The 11,966-nt window shown below is 59.1% G+C and carries 9 protein-coding genes; 4 read left to right on the top strand and 5 right to left on the bottom strand.

The genetic code is table 11. The features are described from left to right. Window positions 1-86 precede the first annotated feature (86 nt). Window positions 87-506 carry a TA system antitoxin ParD family protein gene (locus SADO_RS14815; RefSeq protein ID WP_353112767.1) on the top strand — a complete coding sequence of 140 codons (420 nt, stop codon included), beginning with the start codon at window positions 87-89 and terminating at the stop codon, window positions 504-506. A gap of 383 nt (window positions 507-889) precedes the next feature. On the opposite strand, the gene SADO_RS14820 is transcribed toward SADO_RS14815, so the two are convergent. Then, the gene (locus SADO_RS14820) at window positions 890-1,258 is read right to left on the bottom strand and encodes a TA system antitoxin ParD family protein (RefSeq protein WP_353112769.1); all 369 of its coding nucleotides are present in this window, start codon (window positions 1,256-1,258) and stop codon (window positions 890-892) included. 2,597 nt (window positions 1,259-3,855) lie between these two features. On the opposite strand from SADO_RS14820, the gene SADO_RS14825 reads away from it, so the two are divergent. Beyond that, entirely contained in the window at window positions 3,856-4,113 is a 258-nt protein-coding gene (locus SADO_RS14825) for a hypothetical protein (protein ID WP_353112771.1), read from the top strand. 2,276 nt (window positions 4,114-6,389) lie between these two features. Then, the gene (locus SADO_RS14835; protein ID WP_353112773.1) at window positions 6,390-6,638 is read left to right on the top strand and encodes a hypothetical protein; all 249 of its coding nucleotides are present in this window, start codon (window positions 6,390-6,392) and stop codon (window positions 6,636-6,638) included. Between the two features lie 1,039 nt (window positions 6,639-7,677). Here SADO_RS14835 and SADO_RS14840 read toward each other — a convergent pair. Then, window positions 7,678-8,121 (bottom strand): hemerythrin domain-containing protein, encoded by a 444-nt coding sequence (locus SADO_RS14840; RefSeq protein ID WP_353112775.1) that lies wholly within the window; start codon window positions 8,119-8,121, stop codon window positions 7,678-7,680. 177 nt (window positions 8,122-8,298) lie between these two features. On the opposite strand from SADO_RS14840, the gene pilB reads away from it, so the two are divergent. Further along, a complete protein-coding gene (pilB, locus tag SADO_RS14845; protein ID WP_353112776.1) occupies window positions 8,299-10,026 on the top strand; it encodes a type IV-A pilus assembly ATPase PilB in 1,728 nt (575 codons plus the stop codon). A 72-nt stretch (window positions 10,027-10,098) separates the two neighbouring features. On the opposite strand, the gene SADO_RS14850 is transcribed toward pilB, so the two are convergent. The 3 genes from SADO_RS14850 to SADO_RS14860 are packed head-to-tail and all read right to left on the bottom strand — an operon-like array spanning window position 10,099 to window position 11,966. Next, window positions 10,099-10,536 carry a VOC family protein gene (locus tag SADO_RS14850; RefSeq protein ID WP_353112778.1) on the bottom strand — a complete coding sequence of 146 codons (438 nt, stop codon included), beginning with the start codon at window positions 10,534-10,536 and terminating at the stop codon, window positions 10,099-10,101. Then, on the bottom strand, window positions 10,533-11,111 hold the full coding sequence (locus SADO_RS14855) for a DUF2845 domain-containing protein (protein ID WP_353112779.1): 579 nt from the start codon (window positions 11,109-11,111) through the stop codon (window positions 10,533-10,535). The genes SADO_RS14850 and SADO_RS14855 overlap by 4 nt, the downstream gene beginning before the upstream one ends. A gap of 42 nt (window positions 11,112-11,153) precedes the next feature. After that, window positions 11,154-11,966, bottom strand: coding sequence for a general secretion pathway protein GspB (locus tag SADO_RS14860; protein WP_353112781.1), 813 nt, complete (start codon window positions 11,964-11,966; stop codon window positions 11,154-11,156).

Consider the following 11,966-nt stretch of genomic DNA (forward strand, 5'->3'; position numbering starts at 1 on the left):
CAGCGCTTTTGTCGTGCCCGGCGTAGAGTAGATCCAGATCAGTCAATCAGTGTTTGGGCCATTTGCCTACCGGTGCGGGAGTTGTCATGCGAATCCCTCGACTTACCTTATTCAGAGTGGCATCCATCGCGACACTCGCGTGGCTCGCGACGCGACGGATCAGTCCAGCCCACGCCAGCGCTGAGATCGTGCCCTCACGGCTTGTAGAAGACGCGCGCCGCGATGCCGCTGCTGCCAATCGCTCTCTGACGAATCAACTCGAGCGATGGTTGCGCATGGGCCAGTTTTTGGACCAACTTGAGGAGATTGGTTACGACCGCGTCCAGCTTGCGCTAACAGGATCGATATCGCCGGATGAACTCAACGCATTGGAACGCTCGATTTTCGATACGGCGTTCGAGCAGCGGATGCGCGCCCCCGGCCCCGAAGAAAAGGAGTTCTTTGCCGAGCTCGGACGTCAACAACGTGAGGCCGGTTTCGATTTATCGAAACTGGGCACTCGATGAGCGCGCTGACACAGCTGGTTTTGTTTGGTGCCCTGTTACTGGGGATCGGCATCGGCGGCTTATCTATCGCCCGACGCCTAGATCGTCGCGACGAGCTACGTCATCGGCGCAATCGGTCGCGGTAGTTGTCGAGACAAACAGGTCAGGCAAATCCCGCGGCATGTCGGATGACGCGCTGGCGGAACAGAGGCGAGACAATACTCGAAGATCGACTGCATTACTTTCCTGATCGGCTGCACTGTGAGAGCCCTAACGAATTTGAGCGTGCTCGGCCGGCAGGCACGTTTTAGAGGAAGATCGGATCTTGCGCCAGTCGGTTACGTACCTTGGTATGGCCCGTAGACGGAAGAGTCCTCTGCTTTCGTCGCTCGGCGGGCCTGCAACTAGCCTTCGCCGCCCCCGGCATACTTCATTCGTTCTCCAAACTCGGCGTCGTAAAGCGCGCGCTCGATGGACGATAGACGATCCGGCGATATGTTCCCTCGAAGCGCTTCAGAGACATTCTCGTAGTCGAAATCAGGTCGCAGGTCCCATACGCGACCAATATGAGCCCATCGTTCGATCTGCTCGGCGGCAGACCGGCCCATCGGTTTCGTATCGTGCTCTGCAGCCTCGACAAGCCCCGTATCCAAAAGGATTGGGCGTCCTTTAGCCGCTTTTTGTTTTCGGTTTTTCATATCGTTCCGGGCGCTGCGCACTACAGCCAGGATCACGAACCCTGCGGCGAAAAGCGCGAGCAATACACCTGTCATGATCTATTCTCCGGTAAGCGTAATTGAAGCGAGGGTCAAGACGGCTGTTGCCAGAAGAACCACGCACCGCATGCTTAGTATTTCCTATTCACATATCGGACCCAGAGTGTGCCGCCCGACGCTGTCACGTACGAACGACTCTCTAAGGCCGTGCAATGTCACTCATCATCCTTATCCTTTGTGCAGTGTATATACGTGCCGCGCGGCCGATTCTCGCGAACCATTTCGACCTCGCGCCCCTCCCGCGCCTTCCGGCGAGCGCGGGCTTCGCGCTGTTGACGTGTACCGACCCACAGGGACAGCAGCATGCCCAACACCAGAAGTAGCGTTGCGATTAAAAGCGGCCATTCACCCATGCGGTTTTCCTCTTTCTTGGTTTCCGACCTCATACTTCGCACTCTGGGACATCCGGGCTAGCCCAACTGCCTCATACCGCTCAACGTATGCTTCGAAACAAGAGCCCACAATCACTCGTGAGCCTTAGATCAACGGCCGGACACGTGCTCTGTACGGCGTTGGTGCGTGATGATCGGGCGATAAAGCCGGCAGTAAAACGCTAAGGCCTACACGTTTGAACCCCGTGGGGCAGGCACCAAAGCCCGGGCGATCCGGGCTTGGCTAGCCTCGGCTGGTGACTCACAACAGTGCACTCTTTCTCCGTCTCACCAGTGCATATCTCGACCGATTATGAGGAGTTATATGCAATGTAAACCTCCCTATACAGGAGGAAAAAACACACCTCGATATGGAGAGAGTGCCTGTTCTACAGGGGGCTGACCGTACCCGGTGTGCGGTTAGTAACTCCCGTGACGCGGGGAGACACAAGACGATTTATCATCTATCAGGTGCGTGCGTGGGCAGCGCAATAGGCACTGCTCGTGATGGAATCACAATGCTCAAGCACGTGGGTGGATGTCCCCCAAAAAAGCCAACGCCCGTGCTGTGTTCCAGGACATGGCAGCGTGGCTTGACCGTTCCTGCGGCCGCCGTGGTAGTCATATTGCGCGGGCGCAATAACCCCATGAATGGGATAACCAACGCCTCGGGGCCTGCAGCGCATCGATGCCAATGATGTTGAACGCCCTGCAATTCCGCGGCTCTACACCCGATACCGCTCTGCCACGCCGCCGGCTAGCGGCGTACCACCAGGCACTGGTGGAGCGTTGCCCAAATGTGTCACTACAGGGTCTCCGACGCCATCATTGACACTGGGGTGGCCCCAAAAAAAGCAGCTGGTAATGCACGACGAAACGTGTGCCGCCTGCATCACGGCACCGGCCAGACCGTGAGCCCAAATAACCGGATACCGCACAGAATTTCCCGCCGGAAACGGGTCTCAGTCTTAGGGTACAGGTGCGGTTCGAAACGGAGATTAGAATCGCCTGGGACGACTCCCTCGCCCCCAGGGGGCGCAAAAAGTTTGCTCACCTTGAGATGATTCTATGCGTTCACACATGGCCTGCGTGTGCGCGCCTATTAGAGATGTCACTGGCCGCAGGGCGAAGGTGGCTGGCCCGGTGCAGCGAGCAATTATGGGACCAAACCGCTGGCATGAGCGGCGCTCAGACCGCGGTGCAGGCGGGCTGGGGAGACCAGAAATAACGCCGATTGCGGCGTCGCTATTAGATGCTCGATAACCCCGTGATAATCCACACGAGCAACGCAGCGAGCAATAGTTTATGTACTCGCGTCGACGCTCCGAGACGGAACAAATCGGACATCAACCGGCATCCTGAATCCGCATCCGGCGACGTCACGAATACCTTTTAGAGGCGGTTCGCGAAGCCGGTTCGAGAGCAAAATTTGCACCCTAGATCGACTCCGGAGGAGCAGAAAATGAATCACGAAACGACTTTAATTTCGCATCCAGTGACGTCTCGGGGACTCCAGATAGGCCGGGTGCCCAAGGTATGTTCCGACCGAGCCGGACCCATTTTTATCACGCCAAAATTGGGCCGATGTGACCGAGGGAAAAAATCTTAAAGCCCCCCTCTGCCGAACTGTAAGTCATAGTCATGCTTTCGTGAGGGGGACGCTCGCTGCGTTGGCATTGGCGAAATAAGGCTTTCTGGTTATCCCAAATAGGGCCTATGAGCTACGCCGGCACAACCCAGGTGACGGATGACCGTGTCGGTCGCGCGGCGCGGTCATTCCCATTGATCGACATGAAGTGTTACATCGTCGTGTTCAACGAGACTGTAGCCACCGCCGTAGACCGCAGGGGCATCTACCAGGCGACCGGCGAGAAGTGCCGTCATCCGCACCATCAGACGACGAACGAGCACAGTGACACCGCGCCGAACGTTGGGCCCTACGTCAGTGGGGCCGATGATGCATCGGTCGAAATGGCGCGGACGACTAGCCTGGTAACTCCTTGATGCTTCCCCGGCGGTAACAGCGATGTCGCCACTCGCGTCAAACTCAGCCTGATGCGTTTTCTGGGTCACCGCGGCGTGCCAGGTCTGGCCGCAACGCTGCCAAGCTTCGCCCACGGCCCATGTGTCGAGGGCACGTGCTGGATGTCCGAGCAGTCATCATTCCTCAACTCTACGTCGTCGGCATCGGGCCGGCCGATGACCCCACGCGCAAACGCACACATGATTACGGCAACAATCTCACCGATTACGTGCTGCTGTGCCGGCGCACGACCCGCACTTACCACCTCACACCCCAAGGCACGACATGGCGAACATTTACGCGCGTCGGAGTTCGGCAACAAAGGACGACTGCGCGGCACGGTGATGGTCAAGGCGGCTACCATTGCCGATGCACTCGACGCGATTCGTCAGCACACTAGGCACTTCGTGTTCAAATCGAACAACCGGGATGAGGTTGGACTGATGAAGCCGCTGTGACACGGGCCCTCCGCGCGGAACTACAGCACGCCGCTGACCAGTCCCGGCGAGCCGGTCGAGTTGCGTGACGACATGAAAACCATGGCCTATGGCGCCTCGTAGTTCATCCTCCAGTACCTCGTTGTGGCGTTCGGGCCGGTGATCATCGTGGTCGGTGAAAGGCGCGCCGCAACCAACTGGCCGTGGCCGATTTCGCGCCACCGTTGACGTTGCAGCACGTGTCTCTAGTCCCTCGGATTGGAGACTACGATTGCCTTGTTCGTGGATCGGCGCCTCTTCGGCAGCATGTCACTCACCCAGCGCGCACGGCACACCCACGATACGCCGGGCAAGGCCTGCAAATTCAAGTCGCCATCCTGTCACACGATCGATGGACGTATCGGTATCGATATCAGCGGCGGTCACGACCCGCCAAGTTGCGCGAGGACATGCCCTGTCGATGAAAATAGATTTGTCTGCGCCCGCGGCATATCAGCCCCATTGAGCATCTTAGGCAAATCGAGGAGACCGCCATTGGGGACCGTGACACAGAGTACCCGGTATTCACAGGGAGCCCGGGAGCGCGCTATAAAACCTTCGAGTGCGGATAAGATCGGCTGCGCAACGCCACTGGGTTCGCCAAGCCGAGCTTGCTCGCGGGCTGTGCGAGGGCGAGACCACCGAGGCGCGTGGGCGCATCAAAGCGCTCGAGCACGAGAATCGCGGATTGGAACGCGCCAACCAGATTGTGCGTATGGCATCGGCAATTTTGCGCAGTCGGAGGCCAGCCTCCGACGCTCGGCATTGTGGTCTTTAGCGACGATTATTGCGGTGTCTACGGTGTCGAGCCCATCCGCCGATGGCCGATCACACCGTCGACGTATAGCTCTGACAAGGCCCAACAAGCCGAGCCCGACCGCCGATCTATCCGAGCGCAACGTACTGCCGCGCTCGCAATCTGTACCTTGGAGCAAATCATTTTTTATTTTACGCCGGGCCATCCGGCCGCGTTGCTCCGCCATCGCAACGCAGTATCCAGTATCTCTCGCTGCGTTATTTCAGACCTCTGAGCGATGCTCAGTTCACGCTATCTGTCGGGCATATCGGCGACTCTTACGACAACGCAACGGTCGAGACCGTGATCGGCCTGTCGAAAACGGTAATACTCCCCCAAACGCCGACTTTAGCGCGGCTGCGCCGGCGTCGAGCACGCTACGCTGGAATGTGTCGATTGGTGGTAACTACCGGCGCTCACCGGAACCGATTGGCGATGTGGCACCGACTGAAGTCCATCTAATTTCGTAGCATCCTTTAAGGCTGAAATAAGGCCCGCCATAAACGGATTGACCCTCGTCAAACCAGTGGCCATTCGAGGTCTTTCATATCGTTCTCAGTTCTCAGCAACGCGTGACGTTCATGTTCGATGTATAAACAATTGAAGGGCGCCGCACTCACCTGATGAAATTTGCGTCAGCGGTGGAAAGTCACTGATTTCAAGAACAACGCTGTATCACCACAAGGCGATAATTCTCCCGGCCGGTGCCCTATCCAATCTGATACGAGATGACGCCCGGTACGTTACCCATCAGGCTGAACAGGCCGACCTGGAAACACTATTGCGCACCGCGTCGATACAGAACGGGCGTAGCTGGCGTGCCGGGTGCGCAACAGCTATCAGCAGGCACGTGATTTCCTGGCGGGCTTCGTCCCGGTCTCGGTCGTGCTGCCCAAGACACGCAATCGCGCTAGGCGTGGCCGATGCTTTTGATCAGCACCGCTGCCGCCGTTGTCGGAGAAGACACGCCGGCTGGAATCGGCGCTAGCTAGACTCTATCTCTAGGGTGTTTCGACCGACGAGATGTACGAGGCGCTTACGTCTTTGTTCGGCGAATCAGTCAAGGGCCTGTCGGCGTCAACGGTCAGGCGCCTAAAAGTCGGCTGGGATAACGAGTGAGATATCTTTTAAGAATGCGCCTGGCGCGGCCACGAGATGGCGTATCTCTGGACGAGCGGCAACCATGTCAATGTGCGCGCAGCCGAGCGGCGTCTTGTATTCGTTGCGACCGGCTGAGACGGGTCTTGCCGCAAGAATTTCCCCGGCGGAGAGTGAAGAACGTTCTCGGGGACCACCCGAGGCCGAGAACCATTGCCGTTGAGCCTGCGTGATCGCGGCCGGGCCGTCGTGCCGACGCTGGCCGACGGCGACAGCGCGATGGGCTTGTAGGCCACGCTGGCCGAGGTCTATCCCGAGGCTAGTGTTCACGTTCAGCAGTACAGGCTCCATAAAGACCGCTAACGTGCTCGACAAGCCACCGAAGCAGATTCAGCCGCACGCCAAAGGCCATCTCCACGGGAAGTTACTCTACTCCACTGAGCAGACCTTTGACCGATTCGTCGCGACCGATGATGGCAAACATCTCAAGGCCACCGAGTGTCGGCACGAAGACCGTGATGCGCAACTCGCGTTCCATGGTTTGTTAGCCACGCGCTGCCAGTCCCTACCGATAAGCAAGCCGATCGCGTCGAACTACGCCGTGATTCACTAGCAAACCGCGGATACGCGCAACTGTGAAAGTGCGAAAGCGTAAAAAAAAACGCGTACTGGCGCAGCTAATAGCGATGCATGCTCAGAAGCGCTAGCGTCAATTACGCGTCTTCATACAACTAGCCGACCTTCTCTCAATCACGTGCCATTGATCGATGGGCTAGACGAACCGCACGTAAGCAGGAGGCCGTCTAACTCTTTTTCCATACGTTCGCTTTACAGTCACTCCACGGAGCTAACGGCTCTTGAGCCACGCGACCACCTCGCCCTCAAACCATCGCCGAGCGCCACCAATTCGCACGTAGGGTGGCATCGGCCGGCCCTGAGAAACGCGATTCGCGATGGTTTGCGGAGCGATCTGTAAAAACTGCGCAAGCTGCGCGTCAGTCCACAACGGGACCACCGAATCTGGGCTGTCTTCCCTACGCATAGTAACGAGTATGTTGACGGGGCCACATCGGCCTCATTCTTTCTATGTGTAGAAATCGGACAATTCGGTGGCGTCGCAGTTAGTCCGACTAGTTCCTCACGCGTGGCCGGTTCAAGGCTACGTAGGGAGATTCACACCCGGCGATTCATAGCGAAGTCATCTCTATCGCACCGCCACTTACCCTGCTAGATTGGTTGTAGTGGTTGCACGAACCGACCCAAACACGGGTAGCGGTTGGTAGTCGCGAGTAGAAATTGGTAAGAATTACAGTCGCATGCTTCGTATGTTGCTGTTTTTATTAAGGCAACAGCCATCTTCGGGAGGTGGAGGTCGTAGGTTCAAATCCTGCTACCCCGACCATCTAGTCGTCTTATTCCCGATTTTTCATGAACCTGCCCTCTACACGCGTGGCGATGTAGGCTCAAGCGGGTTGCGCTTTATTCGGCATGGCCTACCGCCGGTTGGGCGTTCGTCATGTCTGCTATGCCAAACATGGCAGTGAGCAGCAGAAGTGTCACCACCGCATCTCGCCAGCGAGATGCTCGAAGACCTTCGATGCGACGGCCGGACAGCGCCCTGACCGGCCCCGCTTGAATCAACGATTCAGAAACTAGCCACCTTCCTGTTCGGCCATCATGGCGTCATAGCTGCCCGCCAGATCCGTCTTCTGTGCGTCGGACAAGGCCTTTCCTGCCACCTGAAAGACTTCCTGCTCCTCCTCGTCCAGATGATGGACGACCAAATGCTGGAGCTTCTTCGCGTTCGCAAGCCAACTGGGCGAACTGAAATCGGTCTGCTCGAGTGTTTCCACGAGTTCGTCGATTTCGTGGTGCTCGGCCACGCTATGCCGGGCCTTTTCCTGTGTGTTGTCGTATTTCATCAACGGCACATAGAAATGACGCTCCTCCGCATTCGCGTGGTGCTCGAGTTCAGCCTTAAGCGCGGCGAACAGACCTTCTCGCTTACTCGTATCGCCATGGGTATCCACGAGCGATTCGAATAGGCGGCGCTGTTTATCGTGGCTTTCACGCAGGGCTTCGAAGATCGTTTTCATACCAGTTTCCTTTGGGGCATCGGTGTTTGGAGTCGAATCAATGGTACCTTTCTACCAAACGCCATAGAATCCGTAGCATCGCGTAAGCCACGCCCAAAGCAGGTACGGCACGCAGGCACGGACAACGCAGACACGACCCCGGTTTTCGGTCGTGAAAACGCTCACGGGTAGACATAGATGGCCACGAACAATCAGAAAGTTGCCGCTCCGACGCTGGGCGGACTGGCTCGTCAGCTGGTCGAGGACGGCCTGATCGATGCCGACAAGGCACTCGAGATCCAGACCGAGGCACATCGTGAAGGCGAGTCTTTCGTGGCTCGGGTCGTGGCACGCGGCGTGCTTTCCGCCGCCGTTCTGGCCAAGGCTGCATGTGAAGAATTTTCCATGCCTTTGCTGGACCTGCGCGCCGTGGATCTCAGCCAGGCGCCGGTCAAGCTGGTGTCAGAGGCCCTCATCCGCAAACACGGTGTCATGCCGCTCTACCAGCGGGGCCGCAACCTGTTCGTTGCCGTCGCGGATCCGACGGATCTGCAAGCACTCGACGAATTCAAGTTCAGCACCGGGCTCAATATCGAGCCGATCCTGGTCGAACAGGACAAACTCGCCAAGGCGATCGAGGGGGCCTTCAGCGCCATCGACAGCGCCATGGCTGGCCTCGACGATGTCTCGCTCGATAACCTCACCGTGGATACCGCGGGCGAAGCCGATGCTGGCGACGGCAGCCGTATCGATTCCGACGATGCGCCCGTCGTGCGCTTCGTGAACAAGGTGATGCTGGACGCGATCAATAAGGGCGCCTCGGATATTCACTTCGAGCCCTACGAAAAAAAATATCGCATTCGCCTGCGCCAGGATGGCGTGCTGCGCGAAGTCGCATCGCCGCCCGCTGCGCTGGGCATGCGTCTATCTGCGCGCCTGAAGGTCATGGCACGCCTCGATCTCGCCGAGCGACGCGTGCCACAGGACGGGCGCATCAAGCTCAACCTGAACAAGAACCGGGCGATCGACTTCCGTGTATCCACCTGCCCCACCCTGCACGGCGAGAAGATCGTGCTGCGTATTCTCGACCCGACCAGCGCCCAGTTGGGCATCGAAGCGCTCGGCTACGAGCCGGATCAGCGCGAACTCTTTGAGCAGACTATCCACCGCCCCTACGGCATGGTGCTGGTTACGGGCCCGACCGGCAGCGGCAAGACGGTATCGCTCTACACCGCGCTGAACATGCTCAACACCAGCGACCGGAACATCTCGACCGCCGAAGATCCCGCGGAAATCAACCTACCGGGGATCAACCAGGTGAACGTCTACCCGAAGGTTGGGCTGACGTTCGCGAGTTGCCTGCGTGCCTTCCTGCGCCAGGATCCGGATGTGATCATGGTGGGCGAGATCCGTGATCTGGAAACTGCCGAAATCGCTATCAAGGCCGCACAGACTGGTCACATGGTTCTCTCCACGCTGCATACGAACGACGCGCCGCAGACGCTCACGCGCCTCGTCAACATGGGCGTGCCGGCCTACAACATCGCCGCATCAATTTCGCTGATCATTGCGCAAAGGCTTGCGCGGCGACTCTGCGCGACCTGCAAGCAACCCGCCCAGATTCCGCCTGAAGAATTGATTGCCGAAGGTTTTCGCGAAGACGAGATCGAGACGCTACAGCTCTATGAGGCTAAACCCGACGGCTGTGACAGCTGCACCAACGGCTACAAGGGCCGCGTGGGCATCTACCAGGTGATGCCGGTCACCGACGCCATCGGGCAGATCATCATGGAAGGCGGCAACGCTGGTGATATCGAAAAGCAAGCGACAAAAGACGGCGTAATCGACCTCCGCGAAGCCGGTCTTCAGAAAATGCGCGCAGGCGTGCTCAGCCTCGCGGAGGTCAACCGCGTAACTGTCGACTAACGGGCGCGGTACCCGAGATCGTGCAACACGCGATTGCGCAATCTACAACGAGGTGCCCGCGACAACCATCCGTCAGTAGTTAGGCCAGATACCCGGCGTCACGACTTCCAGCAGGTGATCATCCGGATCGCGAAAGTAAAGGCTCACCGCCCCTTTCGGCCACCGCGTACGGCCTTCGATTTCTACCCCGCGCGATGCCAGATGGTGCTCCCAGTCCTCGAGCGCTTCGTCATCTATACCAAACGCAATGTGCTGGCGGCCCGCACCGTCGTGCGGCGGGATCGTGCCCATATCACCAGGCAGCTCTACCGTTTCGCAGGTCTTCCCTTGCAGAAACAGGAGCAGCATGCTTTTACCAAGCGGATAGGCAGTAAAGCGGTGATCGGAAACGTGTGGACTCAGTCCCAGAACCGACTCAAAGAAATATCGGGCGCGTGCCATGTCAGCGGTATAGAGAATCGTCTCCAGTACGCCGTTGAGCTTGGGCGGCCTCGTGCTCTTATCCGTCATTGATCGAAACCACGTTCCAGCGTGTCAGTCTCCACTACGATCGCATTCTCCAGCGTGACTTCGCGCAGCAGGCGGTTGCCGCCGAAGTTGAAGACCCAGCGTTCGCGATAGACCGGTACGAGGCCCCGGCGCAGGCGGTAGTCGTGGGTGCCGGCTCGCTGGCGGGTGCTATAGACGAATCCGCCGCTCTTCTGGATCGGCTCACCGCAGGCTTGCAGCAGCCGGTATTTGCTCATCCCGCGACCGATGTCTGACGGACGGCAGGCCGGCGAGCCGCGCGATTCGATAAAGCCATAGCCGTCCTCGCGGATGCGTTTCAACGTGCCGTCGCGGAAGACGAGGATCTGGAGAAGACGGCTCGGGCCCCGGTTATAGGTCCATTCCTCCATAGCAAACGCCTGACCATAGGCCACGCCGTTGCCGGCTATCCACGGATCGACGAAATCAGGCGCGCCGCAATCGTTGCGCACCGCCGCCGCCGTATCGCCGACCTGTACGAGCGCGCCGCCACAGCGCAGGCTATCGGCATACGCCGGTGCGCCGGACAAAAGCATACCGACGGCCAAGACGAGCACGCCGCAAAACCTCTGACGCGTCGTTATTGCACCCCTCATGGGCTAACTCGGCCCCTTCACGTGATAACGGTCGCCGCGATAGTTCAGGGTGGCCCCCGTAGCGTCGATCGTCTCCACCGCAGGGCCCTCCGCAAGTCGCTGCCCCTCGTGATAGCGCCGGCCATTGACGAGTATAAAGCTGCGTCCCGGCACGGTGCTGTACAGATGCCCGTTGATTGCCACGGAAGGCGCCGACCCTCCGCCGACTTCGCCACCGGCCTGAGCTTCATTCGTGCGCGCGCTGCCGTCGAGCGGCGTCTGCGAATAGGTAACCCGTCCACCACCGCGGGCTTGCTCGCCGGACAAACGCAAGCCGGATATACCCTCGCGGTTACTCGGCGGCAAGGTCGGGCTCGACGGCACCGGATCGGGCGTTCGCGCGCCGCCACGCGTCTTCACGACATCGCTCGATCCAGAGGCCTGTGCGTGTTGCGGCGTACTTGCTGGGGCCTCGCGTCGCGGCATTTCAACCGGCGATGGGGTCGTTGACTTCTGGGACGCAGCGGCCGCTGGCTGATCGGGCACTCCGCCCTGGCTGACCGTGCGCGGGGCCTTGTTACCTTCTACTCGGGCCGTCTGATCCGGCGTCTCCTGTGATGTGTCCACGAACGCCTGCGATACTCGGGGCGGTACGAACAGATAGATCAGCAGCGCCGCGTTACAGACGACCAGCAAGCCGACCAGCCAACGAAGCGCGTGGCCCGAACCAGCCCCCGGGGTCGGCGCCCCACCCTCGGCCAATGACCGCAGATCGGCACGCTGATTCTCGTGCCGGTCCCGCTCGGCCTTCTTCAAAGCATCGACGAGATACGACAC

Origin of the sequence: Salinisphaera dokdonensis CL-ES53, from assembly GCF_040361215.1 — a bacterium.
GTDB lineage: Bacteria > Pseudomonadota > Gammaproteobacteria > Nevskiales > Salinisphaeraceae > Salinisphaera > Salinisphaera dokdonensis.